Source organism: Brevibacterium antiquum, from assembly GCF_016107655.1.
Classification (GTDB): domain Bacteria; phylum Actinomycetota; class Actinomycetes; order Actinomycetales; family Brevibacteriaceae; genus Brevibacterium; species Brevibacterium antiquum.
In genome coordinates this window covers 329734-346263 of the sequence record NZ_JABASX010000004.1, presented here as the reverse complement: position 1 = coordinate 346263, position 16530 = coordinate 329734, and the positions used below count along the sequence as shown (strand labels likewise).

14 protein-coding genes are annotated in these 16530 nt (G+C 63.5%); 7 read left to right on the top strand and 7 right to left on the bottom strand.

What is annotated here, in order from left to right; all coding sequences use genetic code 11:
- Positions 1–103 precede the first annotated feature (103 nt).
- Entirely contained in the window at positions 104–757 is a 654-nt protein-coding gene (locus JFC13_RS19875; RefSeq protein WP_198396778.1) for a DUF4190 domain-containing protein, read from the bottom strand.
- 175 nt (positions 758–932) lie between these two features.
- Here JFC13_RS19875 and JFC13_RS09185 point away from each other — a divergent pair, with 175 nt between their 5' ends.
- From JFC13_RS09185 to JFC13_RS09175, 3 genes are all read left to right on the top strand, one after another.
- The gene (locus tag JFC13_RS09185) at positions 933–2894 is read left to right on the top strand and encodes a dolichyl-phosphate-mannose--protein mannosyltransferase (RefSeq protein WP_232488397.1); all 1962 of its coding nucleotides are present in this window, start codon (positions 933–935) and stop codon (positions 2892–2894) included.
- A gap of 166 nt (positions 2895–3060) precedes the next feature.
- On the top strand, positions 3061–4437 hold the full coding sequence (locus JFC13_RS09180; RefSeq protein ID WP_408610734.1) for a cytidylyltransferase domain-containing protein: 1377 nt from the start codon (positions 3061–3063) through the stop codon (positions 4435–4437).
- Entirely contained in the window at positions 4434–5321 is an 888-nt protein-coding gene (locus tag JFC13_RS09175; protein ID WP_198396777.1) for an N-acetylneuraminate synthase family protein, read from the top strand. The genes JFC13_RS09180 and JFC13_RS09175 overlap by 4 nt, the downstream gene beginning before the upstream one ends.
- Positions 5322–5479: 158 nt before the next feature.
- On the opposite strand, the gene JFC13_RS09170 is transcribed toward JFC13_RS09175, so the two are convergent.
- Positions 5480–7315 (bottom strand): polysaccharide pyruvyl transferase family protein, encoded by a 1836-nt coding sequence (locus JFC13_RS09170; protein ID WP_198396776.1) that lies wholly within the window; start codon positions 7313–7315, stop codon positions 5480–5482.
- 226 nt (positions 7316–7541) lie between these two features.
- On the opposite strand from JFC13_RS09170, the gene JFC13_RS09165 reads away from it, so the two are divergent.
- Genes JFC13_RS09165 through JFC13_RS09150 form a run of 4 tightly spaced genes read left to right on the top strand, consistent with a single transcriptional unit; the run spans position 7542 to position 12352 of the window.
- Positions 7542–8513 carry a glycosyltransferase family 2 protein gene (locus JFC13_RS09165; RefSeq protein ID WP_198396775.1) on the top strand — a complete coding sequence of 324 codons (972 nt, stop codon included), beginning with the start codon at positions 7542–7544 and terminating at the stop codon, positions 8511–8513.
- Entirely contained in the window at positions 8513–9931 is a 1419-nt protein-coding gene (locus JFC13_RS09160) for a polysialyltransferase family glycosyltransferase (protein ID WP_198396774.1), read from the top strand. Before JFC13_RS09165 ends, JFC13_RS09160 begins: the two co-directional genes overlap by 1 nt.
- Positions 9928–11100 carry a hypothetical protein gene (locus JFC13_RS09155; protein ID WP_232488396.1) on the top strand — a complete coding sequence of 391 codons (1173 nt, stop codon included), beginning with the start codon at positions 9928–9930 and terminating at the stop codon, positions 11098–11100. Before JFC13_RS09160 ends, JFC13_RS09155 begins: the two co-directional genes overlap by 4 nt.
- Entirely contained in the window at positions 11087–12352 is a 1266-nt protein-coding gene (locus JFC13_RS09150; protein ID WP_232488395.1) for a DUF6716 putative glycosyltransferase, read from the top strand. Before JFC13_RS09155 ends, JFC13_RS09150 begins: the two co-directional genes overlap by 14 nt.
- A 284-nt stretch (positions 12353–12636) precedes the next feature.
- Here the strand turns inward: JFC13_RS09150 and JFC13_RS09145 are convergent, their stop codons facing one another.
- From JFC13_RS09145 to JFC13_RS09125, 5 genes are all read right to left on the bottom strand, one after another.
- Entirely contained in the window at positions 12637–12888 is a 252-nt protein-coding gene (locus tag JFC13_RS09145; RefSeq protein WP_198396773.1) for a hypothetical protein, read from the bottom strand.
- Positions 12889–12949: 61 nt separating this feature from the next.
- Positions 12950–13312: an iron chaperone gene (locus JFC13_RS09140; protein WP_198396772.1), complete on the bottom strand. Its 363-nt coding sequence runs from the start codon at positions 13310–13312 to the stop codon at positions 12950–12952.
- A 68-nt stretch (positions 13313–13380) separates the two neighbouring features.
- On the bottom strand, positions 13381–13893 hold the full coding sequence (locus JFC13_RS09135) for a GtrA family protein (RefSeq protein WP_198396771.1): 513 nt from the start codon (positions 13891–13893) through the stop codon (positions 13381–13383).
- A 70-nt stretch (positions 13894–13963) separates the two neighbouring features.
- A complete protein-coding gene (locus JFC13_RS09130) occupies positions 13964–15505 on the bottom strand; it encodes a hypothetical protein (protein ID WP_198396770.1) in 1542 nt (513 codons plus the stop codon).
- Positions 15502–16518: a glycosyltransferase gene (locus JFC13_RS09125; RefSeq protein ID WP_232488394.1), complete on the bottom strand. Its 1017-nt coding sequence runs from the start codon at positions 16516–16518 to the stop codon at positions 15502–15504. Before JFC13_RS09125 ends, JFC13_RS09130 begins: the two co-directional genes overlap by 4 nt.
- Positions 16519–16530: the final 12 nt, after the last annotated feature.

The window sequence follows — 16530 nt, the reverse complement described above, 5'->3', positions numbered from 1 at the left end:
CTGCACCACCGGTGTCAGGGCAGAAAATGGATTCTCATGAGCTGTGCCTCCCAAAGACGGTTTCCCAGCACCTGGTTCACCCGACGACGGTCCTGACGATCCCTCAGTAGCTCATCCCGGCAGCGAGGAATCCAAGACCCAGAACGCCGATGAAGATGACGATCATCAGCAGAGCGAAGCCGATGCCGATGTAGCCCATGACCAGCCCTGCGGTGGCCTGGCCTCGGCCGTCTTCGCCGCTTCTCTTGATCTGGCCGCGAGACACGTGACCGAAGATGACGGCGAGGATCGGGGCGATCCACAGGAACATCGCCACGATTGAGAACAGTATGCCGATGACAGGGACCAGGGCGAGGATGCTGCAGACCAAGCCGCCGCCGAGCCCGATGATGCCCATCCACATCGCCCAGCCCGACAGGGTGTTCACTGCTGGCCGCACCATCATCGGTGCCCCGTAGGTCATCGGCTGGCTGTATCCCGCCGGCTGGCTATATCCCGCCGGCTGGCTGTACCCGTACGCGCCCGGCTGGCTGTAGCCATACGTGCCCGGCTGGATGTAGACCGCTGGGCCGGACTGGGTCTGCTGATACGGGTTCGAGTACGGGTTCGGGTTCGAGTACTGGCCTTGGTCCTGGTACTGGCCTGAGCCGTACCCTGGCTGCGGCTGTGACGCGCCGTACCCATTGTTGAACTGTTGGGATCCGACCTGTGGTGGATCGCTCGGGCGATAGTTCGGGTTGTATGACACGCTCTTCACCGTTTCATTCGTTTGCCGCCTGTTGAGGACTACCTTAGTCGTCCTGAGGGTCCGAAGGACAATACGCCGACGTCCCCCAACCCGCCGCTCGCGCCGATCTCCCGCCGCACATGAACGACTCACCCTGAGGACCAGATGGGAAGAAGCGTCTCCTCGGACCTTAAACTTGACGATAATGACTCAACCCGAAGATCCCCAGGCGCCGAGGTGGTCCACAGACCCCGCGGATGAGTCCACCGACCCCACACGCTCCCAAACCGACTCCCCCTCATCCGCAGCGACTTCAGTAGCCGACTCCCCCTCGTCTGCAACGGCTTCGGCTGCCACCAAGCTCATCGCCCGGGAACGTCGTGCTGACCGGCGCGAATCGATCCGCGCCAATGCCGCTGCCATTCGCAGGCGCACATTCAGCGCCGGAATGTGGGCGACTCGCGCACCGATCTGGATGTGGCCGGCCCTGCTGATCATCACAGCTATCGGCGGTGTCCTCCGGCTCTTCAATCTCGACTTCCCTCGCCGTCTGATCTTCGACGAAACCTATTACGTCAAGGACGCCTACTCAGTCTTCAAGTTCGGCTACGAGCGCTCCTGGCCGGAGAATGCCGATGACTCCTTCAACGCCGGCGACCCGAGCGTCATCGAGTCCACTCCCGAATATGTCGTCCACCCGCCGCTGGGCAAATGGATCATCGGTGCCGGCATCCACCTCTTCGGCGCCGACGACTCCTTCGGATGGCGGTTCTCCGTCGCCATCGTCGGCACCCTGTCGATCTTCCTCATGGGCTTCATCGCGTGGAAGCTCTTCCGCTCCGCGTTCTTCGCCTGTGTGGCCGCTGGCCTGCTCTCGATCGATGGTGAGCACTTCGTGCATTCGCGCACGAGTCTGCTCGACATCATCCTCATGGCCTTCATCCTCCTTGCCTTCGCCTTCATCGTTCTCGACCGAGAGTTCGTCACGAAGCGCCTCGCCCGTTTCACAGCGTCGGTCGCTCCCTCGGCAGGCTCGGGCACACCGTCGGCAGGCTCGGCCACACCGTCGGCAGACTCGACATCGGGCCCGGAAGCAGAGCGATCTCGCGACCGTCACCCATCGCGAAGCAAGGATCTAATCAATTTCGGACCCCGCCTCGGCGTGCGTCCCTGGCTCATCGCCGCAGGCATCAGCCTGGGTCTGGCGATGGGAGTGAAGTGGTCGGGGCTCTATGCCGTTGCCGCATTCGGGATCCTCGTCGTCGCCTGGGACGTGCATTCGCGCCACCGCGCCGGGACCGTCCACCCCTGGCTGGGCATGCTCATCCGCGACAGCATTCCTGCGTTCATCAAACTCGTGCCCGTGGCGCTGCTGACCTACATCATCACGTGGTCCGGCTGGATCCGATCCGATGATGCCTGGGACCGGCAATGGGCGTTCGAGAACGGCGGCTGGTGGAGTGCACTGCCGGACTGGCTGCTGTGGCTGCCGTCACTGGCCCATTACCACTACACGGCGTACTCGTTCCATGTCGGCCTCGACTCGGAACACCCCTATATGTCGAACCCGTGGGGGTGGATCGTCCAGTGGCGGCCGACCTCCTTCTACTACGAATCCCCTGACCAGGGAAGTATGGGCTGTGCCGTTGAGCACTGCTCTGCGGCGATCACCTCGGTCGGCAATCCGGTCATCTGGGGGCTGGCACCGATCGCCATCCTCGTCGCGCTGGTCGCTTGGATCATCCGCCGAGATGTTCGCGCCGGAGTCATCCTGGCCGGACTCGCCGCAACCTGGCTGCCCTGGTTCGCCTACCAGGAACGCACCATCTTCACCTTCTACACGATCGTCATGGTGCCCTTCGTCGTCCTCGCATTCACCTACTGCCTCACGCTCCTCTGGGGCCGAGCCCCCACCGCTGCGACTGCCGCCCCGACTGCGGCGGGCCACCCTGCAGGCTTCTTCGACTCCGCACCCACACCGCGAGGCCTCATGTTCGCCGGTCGCGGCACGCGAATCCCCTGGTCCCTGTTCGGCCGTCGGATGGCCGTGGGGCTCATCCTAGTGGCCGCGATCATGGCCTTCGCCTACTTCTGGCCGGTCTACACCGGCGAAGTCATCCCGTTCGAAGCCTGGAACAACCGCATGTGGAACGTCACCTGGCGCTGACCGTTCCCAGCCATTCCGACGTCACTTGGCGTTGACGTCTCAGCACCGCCTCGGACGAGAAACCCTGCCACATGGCACCTCGACACACACCCGCCACGAAGGCGTCGCCTCGGCGACATTGATCGTTCACCTGGGGGCCACATGGCGTCGTTAGCGTCGAATCATTGTGAACTACCAACTGACTCCGACTCCCCCAGCGCCCACCGATCGCGTGGCCACAGCGCCCGCTGACAATGAGAGCGCAGCACGGCCGCATCGGGCCGTGGCCATCATTCCCGCCCGGGGCGGCTCCAAGGGAATTCCGTTGAAGAACCTGCAGAAGGTCGCCGGGGTCTCGCTTCTGGCGCGCGCGATCAACGCAGCCAATTCAACGCCGAGCATCGACCGCGTGGTCGTCTCGACCGATCATGAGGGCATCGCCGCAGAGGCGATTCGCGCCGGCGCCGAGGTGTGCCATCGTCCCGCTGACATCGCCGGTGACACCGCGACCAGCGAATCGGCCCTGATCTACACGCTGGCCAACCTCGGCGAGGAATTCGACACCACGGTGTTCATGCAGTGCACCTCGCCGTTCATCGACTCGGCCTCGATCGACAACGCGATCGCCGCCGTGCGTGACGGGGACGCCGACGTCGTGTTCTCCGCCGTCGAGGACCACTCATTCCTGTGGCGCCTCGACGAAGGCGAATCGGCGGTCGCCGTCGGGCACGAGGCCAGTTTCAGGCCTCGACGCCAGGACCGGGCCAAGCACTACAACGAGACCGGCGCCTTCTACGTCATGCGCACCGACGGGCTCATCGAACATGGGCACCGCTTCTTCGGCCGCATCACGATCGAAGAGGTCCCGCCCGAGCACGCCCGCGAAATCGATGACATGTCCGACCTGTCACTCGTCCGCGCGATCGCCTCCACGCAGGAGACCGCGCAGGTCATCGACGTCGACGCCCTCGTCACCGACTTCGACGGAGTCCACACCGACGACGGCGCCTACGTCGACGAGGACGGCAACGAACAGGTCCGCGTCCATCGCGGCGACGGCATGGGAGTCTCACGCCTCGTCAGATCAGGGCTGCCTGTCATGATCCTGTCGAAGGAACGCAACCCAGTTGTCACTCGCAGGGCAGAGAAACTTCACGTGGATGTCACTCAAGGCGTCGACAATAAATCGAAGGTTCTGCAGTCGTGGATCGACGAACAGGGCCTCGACGCGACCCGAGTGGCCTACGTCGGAAACGACATCAACGACCTCGAAGCCTTCGACGTCGTCGGCTGGCCCATCGCAGTCGCGGACGCCCACCCCAAGGTGCTCGCAGCGGCTCGAATGGTCCTCGATCGGCCCGGCGGAAAGGGAGCGGTCCGCGAAGTCTGCGACCTCATTCCCGTGCCCGACCAGGCAACGCAGCAGCTGCCGACACGGGGTCTGACATCCGTACTGGACTCCGACTCACACACCAATGCTCACCGACCATCCATCCAGCAGCAACAGCCGTTGCTCACGAATCACGCAGAAGGTTTGCGTACCAATCGAAAGCAGGTTTCATGACTGATCAACTCGCCCCAGTGGCCATCGGCAACCACCTCGTCGGCCCGAATCAGCCCGTGTACATGATCGGCGAAATCGGCATCAACCACAACGGCGACGTCGAGATCGCGAAGCAGCTCATGGATGTCGCCGTCACCGCCGGTGCCCAGGCCGTGAAGTTCCAGAAGCGCAACCCCGATGTGGCTGTGCCCGAACACCAGAAATCGAAGATGCGCTCGACCCCGTGGGGCGAGATGACCTACCTCGACTACAAGTGGCGCGTCGAGTTCGGCCAGGAAGAATACGCCGAGATCGACCGCTACGCCAAGGAAGTCGGTCTGCAGTGGTTCGCCTCCCCCTGGGACACTGACTCCGTGGACTTCCTCGAGAACGAGTTCGACGCCGTGACATACAAGGTCGCTTCGGCCTCGCTGACGGATTTCGAACTCCTCCGTGCGATCGCTGCAACCGGTAAGCCCGTCCTGTGTTCCTCGGGCATGTCCGACTGGGCCACGCTCGATGCAGCCGTCGAGGTCTTCGACCCCGCCTTGCTCGTCCTCATGCACGCCACCTCGACCTACCCGCTGCCTCCCGAAGAGGTCAACCTCAAGGCCATCCCGGCAATGCGTGAGCGTTACGGTGTGCCTGTGGGCTACTCCGGCCACGAACTGGGCCTCGAGATCTCCTTCGCCGCCGCAGCACTGGGCGCCGTGACCATCGAACGCCACATCACCCTCGACTCCTCGATGTGGGGCTCGGACCAGTCAGCCTCGATGGAACCACGCGAGTTCACCTCACTCGTCAAGGGCGTGCGCGTTCTCGAAACCGCCTTCGGCGACGGCGAGAAGCGCGTCATGCCGGGCGAAGAGTCGAAGATCGATTCGCTGCGCAAAGTCAGCGTCTGATCTGACCTGATCGCGCTCTGATCTGATCAACTGACAACGGCCCCATCACCTCGCCGAGGTGGTGGGGCCGTTGTCGTGTTCCCTCACCGAGGCGGTGGAAGAAGTTCCTATCTGCCCTCGCCACGGTGTCGAACCGTTCTGGGTGGTTGTACCGTTCTTCAGCGCTTAAATGCGCGCTTGATCCTCCGTGCTCTCCACGTCAGCCCGTGCGCCGTCTTGTCGATGAGAGCCTTCGCTTCGGCGGTAGCTGTACGGTCGCAGACCGTCCTGAGCTGGGCATCGGATTCGTCGAGCCGCGACCGCAGTCTGGCTGCCTCCTCGGCGTGACGGTTCTTCTCCGCAGTCTGAGTGTCGAGTTTCGTGGTCTGGGCGTCAAGCTCCGCAGACTGTCGTTCGAGCAGAGTCTCTTTGTGCTTGAGCTGTGCACAGAGCTTCTCACGTTCCGCCTCGAGTGCCTTGCGCTGCGTGTCCGCGCTCTCGAGTCTCTGCTTGTGCTCGCGACGGGTCTTCGAGAGTTCTCGCGTCTGAGCGGCGCTGAACTCCTCAGCCTCGGCCACGGCAGCGAGGTGGAACTCCTCGGCTCGGATGTCGGAGTCTGTATGAGGATCCACGTCCGCGCACGGGCTCCCGATATCCGCAGCGAAGCGCCCAGCACCCGCACCGAGGTTTTCGGCATCTGTCCCCGGTCGCCCAGTACCCGACGCGGGCCGCAGTGCATCGCGGATGTCGGCATGATTCTCTGCAGTGGTGTCGAAGAGCTTCTGCCGCGTCGATGCGAGGTCGTCTTGCAGGTCATTGCCCTGCGCGTAGGCATGCTCGATCGTATCGACGATCCGCTGGGCCAACGCGTGTACCCGCCGCGCCGCGTCGCCACCGGGACCATCAGGCCCGGCACCGTCGCCGCTGACAGCGCCGCCGCTGACGCCGGTGCCATCACTGTCCGCTCTCGCACTGTCCTCCGCCATGCCTTCCGGCCCCACCGGCACGACGAATTCCGGGTGCCCGATGTCGTGTGCGAAGTAGCCCAGCTTGGCGTGTAGATCCAACGAGATCGGGATCGAGCCGACTCCGAAGGGGATCATCTGCGCATGCCCGCGACCGCCCAGCACATAGGGGATTCTGGAGAACAGATCGAAGCCGGTGAAGAACCCGACGTCGGAGCCATACAGCCTGATTTCCTTGACCTCGGGCACCTCGGCAACCAACTTCCTCGACACCTCGGCGTCATCGGGGTGGAAGGGAACGCTGAGGATGGTCCATTCCTTGGCCACAAGCAGGCGGGCTGCTTCGATCGTGGCTTGGTGGATCACCTCGGCGTCATAGCCGGCAGCCTGTTGGCGCGGATGAACGAGCATCTGGATCGCCAGGACCTTCTGGCTCGGATCGGGGCGTCTGCCGATCAGAGGTTCGTAGAGCAAACCGGCGATGGTCGTCGGGCAGGGTTGGAACCGGATCCGATCCCCACCGGCGCCCAGGAACCGGGACATCGTCTCGATACTGCCGGTGTTGCGCAGGCCGAAGAACACGGACTGGTCGAGGACCTGACTGACATGGGAGCGCATCAGTTCGTCGAATTGGGGCTGGCCGGGGAACCGGTTGTCGCCGAGCGCATAGATGATGAGCGGGACTTCGATGGCGGCGAGCGCCTCGGCGGAGATATTCCACTGCCAGCCCGAGAGCCGATTCGGGTTCGTGTCTTGGAGGAACAGTCCTCCACCGCCGATGACCACAGCATCGGCCCGCGCGTTGATCCGCTCGACCAGCGCGGTGTCCACCTCGCGTCGCAGGGCTGCCGCCGAGGTGAAATCGACCTCACCGACCGTCGAAGAATCCGACGCCCGGCCCGGCGCTCGGCCCGACACAACATGGGTGCCGACGGCATCGTCGCCAGCGCCCATCACCCGGAATGCGTCTCTGACCACGGGGAACAGGGCCTTGTCGCCATAGTTTCCCCAGGTCGGGATGTCGAAGTGGAACAGTTTCAGGTTCGGCATCACATCAGGCTATGAGTGGTCGACAACGTGGCTGTGGGCGGCAAGCGAACACCGGGTGAATTCGCGCTGTCTGAACCGTCAACCTCGGCGCAACCCACCGTTCGCTTAGGAATTCTACGATCAATCGAATGCAAACCACACAACCCGTCCGCACAGGAGAACACGTGCATGCACCAGCGCACGCGACAAACTCCATAACAGAAGAGCACCACCGCGAAAGGACCCAATGACAGTCCCAGTCGTCAGTGTCATCATCGCTGCGAAGAACGCCGAGGAGACGATCGGCGGGAGCCTGAAGAGCCTGGTCAACCAGCGCTTCACCCGTGACGAGCTGGAAGTCATCGTCGTCAACGACGGGTCCACCGATGACACCGCGGGAGTCATCGCCGAATTCGGCGACCGGCTCAACCTCGTGACCATCCACAACGCGGAGTCACGCGGGGTCTCCACAGCACGCAACACCGCGTTGGAAGCCTCCGCCGGTGCGACCATCACGTACCTCGACGGCGACGACTGGTACGCGCCGGGCCATCTGCGGTCCCTGACGGATTCGATCACCGGACTGGGCGTGGACTTCGTCAAGACCAACTACCTCATCGTCAACGGTTTCAACCGCAAACTCCGCAACGCCCCCTGCTTCACCCACAACACGGCACTCAACCCCCGCGACTTCATCCTCCCCCACGACGCCTCGACGATGGTCGACTTCCCCGAGTGCTGGACCGGCATCTACTCCCGGTCCATGGCGCAGCGGGGCCTGCTCGAGTTCAACCCGGCCCTGCGCACCTGCGAGGATCGCCCCTGGACCTGGCGCCACCACCTCGAGACCGACAGCTTCGCCGTCGTCGACACCGCCGGCCTGTGCTATCGCAAGGGCAGCGCCACCTCGTTGACGGCGATCTTCGACGAACGCCAGCTCGACTTCATCCCCGCCTTCCGCTCCGTGTTCGCGATGCTCGAGGAGAAGCCGGAGTTCCGTCGCTTCGAATGCAAGGCCGTCCGCAACTTCCTCTCCATCCTCTATTTCCAGATCCACAACCGCGGCTCCTCGATGAACCACGAGGTCAGGTCGAAGCTCAACGTGGGTGCAGTGAACACCTTGCAGGGCGTCGACAACGACATCATCGACCAGGCCCTGCACAACTACGGGGAGCACCGACTGCCCGTGATCGAGTCGATCGTCAGGAGGGCCCGCTGATGACCCAGATCATCCAGATCTCCACCCAGTACCAGCTCGCGAACATCGTTGCCCTGATCCGCGCCGGACACCTCGGTGAGGCGAAGGAGCGACGGATCCTCGTCATCGCCAACAACTCCTTCGCCCCCGAGCTGACGCCGACCGCCGATGACATGCCCGGCTCGGCCGGCCTGCTGACCCATTTCGATCTCATCATCGACTGGAACGCCACCATCTGGCCCAACCATCCGAAGGCCTTCGGCATCTCCGGCGAACGTGCCCCGCTCATGCAGCGCTCGCTGCGCTCGGGATGGGCGATTGCCGATGACGAGCCCATCGATCTCATCGTCGAGTCCCTGCCCGGTCATCCGGCAGGTGTCCTCACCCAGATCTTCACCACGGCGAGGATCTCAGTCCACTCCGATGGGCTGATGAGCTACGGCCCGATCCGCAATCCGCTGTCCCTGCCCCAGTACCAGCGGCTGTCGACGATCTACTACACGGATCTTCTGCCGGGCATCACCCCACGCCAGCTCGCCGAACACTCCCCCGATCGTGTGGTCCTGCCGGCCGCGGATCTGAAGTCGGTCATCGAGGACATGGCCGCCGAGGTGACTCCGGAGTTAGCAGCGGCGGATCTCGCCGATCCGATCCCCGACGCTGCCATCGTCCTCGGCCAGTACCTCGCTCAGATCGACCTCATCACCGCCGAGGAAGAGCTGGATCTGCACCTGCAGATGATCGATGAGGTCAAGGCTCGCGGACTCTCCACGGTCATCTTCAAACCCCACCCCACCTCGGCGCGGACGACGATCGAACCATTGCGCCAGCGCAGCCACGAACTCGGACTGGAATTCGTCCTCGCCGACGTTCCCCTGCTGGCCGAGATCGTCATCGCCACCACTCGACCGCAGCTCGTCGTTTCCTGCTATTCGACGGGACTCGCGACGGCTCGCGCCCTCTTCGGGACCGCCGCGGCCGCGATCGGCACCTCGATGATGCTGCAGGTCTTGGCCCCGTACCAGAACAGCAACCGGATCCCGCTGACGATCGTCGATGCCCTGCACTCGGGCGGATATTCCCTGAAGGACCTGGGCCCGCTCATCGACGCCGTCACCTACTGCATGCAGTCAGAGACCGCTTCCTACCTGCGGGACAACGCGATCGAGTTCCTCGAATCGGCCGTCGGCGGTGTGGACATGAAGTACTTCAAACGCAAGCGACTGTCGAAGCTGGACCTGCCCGGACAGCTGGAGGTTCCACCGCATCGCAAGGGGCTGAGCTCGGCCAAACGACGTCTGCGCAGTCAGGCGAAGCGCGCTCAGCACACCCTGAAGACCTACGGGATCTCCATCGACGCCCCGAAGCTCGTCCCGAAGGTGAAGTCGACACTGAACTCGAAGCTGAGTGTGAAGCTCAGATCGGAGCCGGACCGATGATGTCCAAGAAGGGTTCGACGAAGAAGGACCCCAAGAAGAAGGACCCGAAGAAGAAACAGAGCGAGAAGCAGTCGGATAAGCAGAAGTCAGCTGAGAACAAGTCAGACCCGAAGGAAGACGAGGTCACCATGACTATCACGCAGGATGCCCAAGCCCCCGCACAGAAGACGAAGAAGGCGAAGAAGATTCTGTTCGCTTCGATCGCCTTCGTCGAATCTCCTCTGCAGTTCCTCTCCGCACTCGAGGCCCACGACCCCGCTGAGGACCTGCTGATACGCGCCCGCGCCAACGCGAAGGGCATGACCTCGTTCCTCGACGCCTTCGACTCCGCATGGCTGCCGGAGAACATCACCCTCGAACGTGTCGGAGCCAAGCCCGGAATCCTGCGCAGACAGAACTTCGATCGCATCTACATCGGCGACGCCTGCTCCGGGCAGGTCCACAAGGCCCTCGCGCTGGCCTACCTGGAGCGTCGCATGCCCGAGGTCGTCATCCTCGATGACGGTCTGGCCACCTATTCGACCATCGACATCCTCACCGCCAGACGTGGGCCCCTTGTGCGTCCGCGGCAGAAGCTCAAGGCCTCCCGCGCGATCATGTCCGCACATGTCGCGGACCGTCTGCGCGGGCTGGCACCGGTCGGGAGACTGCGCTGGCACACCGCACTGCCGGTGTCGAAGGCCAGGCGCAAGGCCTTCCTCAAAACAGGTGCGGAGATCACCCGCCACAAGTTCGAGCACCTGCAGACCCTGCCCACCGGCGGCAGCCACCCGCGGGACAACCCTGTCATCGGTTCGGCCCTGGTCGCCGACGGGCTCATCCACGCAGATGCCTACCGTGCCTGGCTCGAGGGACTGATGGCCAACGGTCCGATCACCTACTACCCACACCGCCGCGAGACCGACGAGTTCCTCGCCGAGCTCAGCCGTGACGAGCGGGTGCGCATCAAGCATGTCGGTCTGCCGATCGAGCTGCGCCTGGTCAACCTGCCGCCGAACTCCACCATCCGCAGCCTGCCCAGCACCGCAGCGATCTCCCTTGCAACACTGAACCCGGACGTGACGATCTCCGTCACCGAGATTCCGGCAGAATGGTGGACCGGTGCCTCAGCCGATAGTCTGCGTAAGTCCCTCAACGCCCAATCGGTCAAGGCAGATGTCGATACCTGAACCACCATCGCGCTCAGACGCACCAATCCGACTCGTCTCCATCTCCGACAGCGAGTCCTACCTCAAATGGGCGACCCAGCTGCTGAGTTCCCTGCCCGGCATCGAGGCCCACGTCTACCTCATCGACAACCCGATCCTGCCCACCGATGAGCAGATCACCCATGCCATCGCCGGCACTGCCTGGGCCGGCCGCACCATACCCGTCGTGACCCGCACCGACCTGGCCCGCATCATCGCCGACCATCACGCCGACATCGTCCTCGGCGCCGCCACCGGCCCGATCGTCGCCCAGCTCTTCCTCACCGCGCACATGCACGAGCACCGCCCGGCACTGATCTCTGGCCTGCCCGGCATGGGGCTACCAGCCAGCACCAAAGGCATGAACTATCGCCGTCTGATGGATGCGTTCATCACCCATTCCTTCGCCGAGGTGGCCCAATACACCGAGGTCAGCGCGCTCACTCGGGTGCCCTGCGAGATCTACCTGGCCCGCCTGCCCATGCTGCGGTCGGCCGGAGTGCCCCAGCGTGCCGCCGCGGCTGCCGCCCCCATCACTGCTGCTGATTCCGAGCCTCTCTCGCACACTGAGATCCCTCAAACGCTGGTGTTCGCTCCGCAGGCCAAGGTGCCTGAGTCACTGGAAGATCGCGAGGCGATCATTCGCGCCCTCGCCGAGTTCGCCTCCCGTCACACCGACTCGAGCGCGGTCATCAAGATGCGCTCGAGGCCCGGTGAACACGAAACTCATCACGAACAGCACTCCTACGTCGACATCCTCAACTCCCTGCGCGCACAGGGTATGCCTGGGGCAGAGCGCATCGGACTCGGCTATGGCCCCCTCGATGAGTTCCTCGTGCCAGGTGCCGCTCTGGTCACCGTGTCATCGACGGCCGCTCTGGAGTCCTTCGACCGGGGCATTCCCACCCTGCTGATCTCCGACTTCGGCTACGACAGAGATCTGCTCAACGAAGCCTTTGCCGATTCCGGTGCCACCGGCACCCTCGCCGAGGTTGCGGCCGGGGCCATCGGATTTCCCACCTCGGCGTGGTTGGCTCAGAACTACTTCCATTCCGATGACGGAAGACTCCGTCACCATCTGGAGCTGCTGGCCACGCGTGCCCGAGCATGCCAGCTGCCCAACCGGCGCAGCGCCGTGTGGAAGCAGAAGCGTCTGCTCATCCGCGCCGAGCTGCGCACCTTGGCCCCGAGTCCAGTCGTCCGCGCCTACCGAAAACTGCGTGCGGTGCGCTGACGGGACCACCTCGCGCGGGGCTACCTGGCCACTGCGCGTCGATACGACGGCGGAGCTTCGAGACTCGGGTGCGTGCCCAGCGGTATGGGAGCTCCACCGTTGTATCGATGGCACCAGCGCGGCAGGCTTCAGGCACGATTCTGCAACTGAGTCTCCACACCGAGGATGATGGTATCGAGCCCGTATTCGTAGATCGCTTGGTGGCTGGTCACCGCTTGGTACTTCCCCCCCCCCCCCCCCCCCCCACACACACAGCTGACCCCACCCTGCTCGAGATGGGGTGGCTAGCCGACTACGGGATTGTGGCAGCCATCGCCTGGCCGTTGGTGATCACTGCCGTGTTCATGCCGCTGTCCGCTCGGGCCTACCCAGTGGGTGCTCTCCGGGCCACCTTCAGAAAGCTGCTCATGCGCGGCGCTCCACATGCCGGTCGCGACGATCTCACGCCCGAAATGGATGCCCTGGCCCGAGGTGATATCGTGCTGGATGACCCTCTCCCGTGGACGCGCGATCTCCATCGAGACGGTGAATTTCATGGTGACGGCCTCCGGGTTCCGCAGTCGTCGGCCCTGGAGTCGTCGGCCCTGCAGGACTTGATCATCGCCGGTCCTCATCGATCTGGCGCTTATGGAAGAGAACGAGATCCTCGATCAGGTCGGCGGGCAGCGGCTTGTCCAAGGTGAACTGAATCGCGTGCACAGTGGTCTTGTAATCTTCCAGTCGGTCATTGAACTCTTCGATCGCCCACGACGAGGGGAACAGGCTCATGTGCTTCTTCGAGGCAGTGAAGTACACCAATGCACGATCTTTGTACTTCAGGGTCGGCATGCGGTAGCTCATCGATTCTTCAACACTCGGCACGAGCTCGGTCACGAGCGCACGAATCCGCTGCAGCTCCGTTCGGAACGCCGGATCAACACCATCAAGATAGTCGTCGACGGTCATCGCCTTTTCGCTCATCACAATTTCCCTCAGTTCGCTGTCAGTCCCGCAAGCAACGATGTGTCGGTGAAATCAGCACGGGAGCCTCAGTCCCGGTCGTCGGGAACGGTGCTCGGTTCGTCCATCTCCACGACCACCTCGGCGGCCGGCGTTGTTTCCTTGAATACCCAGGTCCGGTAGGCGTAGAAGCGGAAGATCATGGCCAGGCCGACGCCGATGATGTTCGTCGAAATGTTGTAGGTCAGCTGGTCACGCATGTCGAGCAGGTACCAGGTCACGCCCAGTGGGATGACGGTGATGATCATTCCGGCCATGTTGACGGCAATGAACAGTGAGATGCCGCGCAGATTCGAACCGGTCGTCCGGTCCCCGTAGGTCCAGAGCCTGTTGCCCATCCATACGACGGCCATCGAGATGATGGTGGAGACGATCTTGGCCTTGATCGGGCTGCCCTCGAGCAGGGCGGGGATCGATCCCAGGCCGTAGGCGAGGACGTTGGAGAGTCCCACGTCGACGATATATCCCAAACCACCGACAGTGAGAAACTTGAACGCTTCCGCTGCGAGGCGCCGCACACGGTCCGACAATGACTCCTTCATTACAGTCACCGAGTCTAATCGGCCAGGTTTCGGACTCGCTGAATGCCCCCGATCGCGGCGTGCCCGGCGATCACGGGGTCTTCCCCGGGTCCGAAGCGTCCGTGGCTGCAGGTGCTCGCCGGACTGCCGGGCCTCGCCGAGTCCGCCACATCGCGAGGACGAACAGCAGTGCGGTGGTCACGGCGAGCGCCGGCCAGAACGTGTATCGGAAATGGTTCGACGGGACGATCGGAAAGTATCCGAACACATAGAACAGCGCCGAGGTGGACAGCATCGTGATCTCGGGCCAGAAGGTCCGTGGCCCGGCAGTCTTCACCGACGTCGAATGCCGGACTCGAGCGCGGTATGCGAAGACCAGGAGGAGACCTGCGAGAAGGGTCCAGAACCAGGGTTTGAACAGCATCGGGAACGTGTCGAGTGCGAAGTCCTCGACATAGGGCTTGACGATGTAGTCGGCCTTGACGCCCCCCTGCTTGAGACCGGCCTTAGCCGCGTCGAAGTGCCACTCGGCGGGCCAATACTCGAGGGCCGAAGAGAAGAAGTAGAAGGAGAATACGGCGGATCGGTACTCGACGTAACGGAGCGGGTGGGTGATGACCTCGCTCAACCACAGGTCCTTCAGCTCATCCTGGTGGGCGATCGGTTCGAAATCTTTCCCTGTTGCCCCCTTGCCATAGCAGTTCCAGTAGGCGTCCCAGATCTCGCCCTTCTTCAGGCATTTGTCGCGGGCGGTGCGTATCTTGTCCTTGAGCTCGGCTGGGGCGTCCGAAGCCTGGAGATCGCCGTTGGGCACGGAGAACATGACGTCATCGAGGAAGATCTGCGAGATCTGGCCGGTGGCCGCCACGTCCTCCTGCGATTCGATGGCCGCATCCGTGGCCTTGAGGCCCGCGCCCAGGACGACGAGGACGAGCAGCGAGGCCACTGCCGTGGCCGCCCCTCGCCGTGCGGCGAGCCGAGCGCCCACCCGAGCACCGGCCCCTCCTGCGAACGTGGCGAAGCGTCGACTGCTGCGCAACCGCTTGACCATCACGTATCCGATATAGACGGCGATCGGGACGATGGCGAAGATGGCGTTCTTCCGCAGCCCGAACGCATACACGAGGAGCACCAGAGCCGGAATCCAGAGCAGCCACGTCTTCGGGATGAAACGGGTGATGATGAGGAGAACCACGGCCAGCAGCATGGCCACAGCCATCTGCGTGTCCTTCCACATCGTCGTCATCTGCGACACCACCCACGGGGTGGCCATGATCGCCGGCCCGAGCAGCGACACCCACCGAGGTGCTCCCCACCGGTGCACGATCACGCCGAGGGCCCAGCAGGCGAGCGCGAGGATGACGACCTGCAGGACGAACAGGCTTCCGGCTGCACCGGTGATGCTGATGAGAACTCGCCACACGGCGCTCATGACGGGTGGGTGCCAGTCGGAGAACGGGATGTCACCCGTGGCTTGGGCGTACTGGTTGCCGATGTCGACATTGGCCCGCCCCGGGAAGAAGAGCGCGGTGAAGACCAGGGAGGGCACGAGTGTCAGCAGCGCGAGGAAGACATCCCAGGCAAGCGCCGAGGCGAGGAAGCCTCGCAGCTTCGTTGGTTTCGGTGCTGTCATGAGGCGAGCGAGGTCCTCGTTGCTGGAGACTGTCGAAGTGTTTGACGCGGCAGGTCAAGTTCTGAGGTGCTGGCTTCAGGCACACTGACCGCCGGTAACCCCAGGTAGGCCAACCGCGAAGTCTCCCGCCTGGCGCGGCGCAGACCGTCCAGGGTCAGTCCCACACTGCCGAGCAGGAAGGCCAGTCCCATGAGGGCAGCGGCAAGGATAGCCGTCGGGAACCTGGGCACCAGTCCGGTCTGCCAGAACTCCCAGACCACGGGCAACCCGAACAGCAGAGACAACGCGGCCAGGATCGTGGTGATGACACCGTAGAACAGCCTCGGCCGCTCGTGTCTGACCAGTGCGGAGATGAGGCCGAGGATGCGGAACCCGTCCTTGAACGTCGAGAGTTTGGACTCGCTGCCGTCGGGACGGTCACGGAAGTCGATGGGCACCTCGGTGCTGGGCAGACGCAGCGACATCATGTGCACGGTCAGCTCCGTCTCGATCTCGAAGCGCTTGCTGATCGCGGGGAACGACTTCACGAACCTGCGGGAGAACACCCTGTAGCCGGAGAGCATGTCGGTGACCTGGGATTGGAACAGCCACCCGGTGAGCCGATTGAACATCATGTTCCCGGCTTCGTGGCCGGGCCGGTAGGAGGTGGACTCCTGATTGTCCTGGCGCACCCCGAGCACATGGTCATACGGCCCGGAGACCAGAGTTTCGATCATCTCGGGAAGGTGGGAGGCCTCGTAGGTGTCATCGCCGTCGATCATCACGTAGATGTCGGCCTCGATATCGGCGAAGGCACGCCTGACGACGTTGCCCTTGCCCGGTGAGTTCTCCTTGCGAACGATCGCGCCCGCCTCGGCGGCTCTCTGCGAAGTCAGGTCGGTGGAGCAGTTGTCGTAGACGTAGACGGTGATCCCGGGGACGGCCTTCTTCAGGTCGTTGACCACCGTCGCCACCGTGATCTCCTCATTGTGGCAGGGGACGATCGCAGCGATCCTGGTGGTGTCCTCGAGCATGCGGTATTCCTA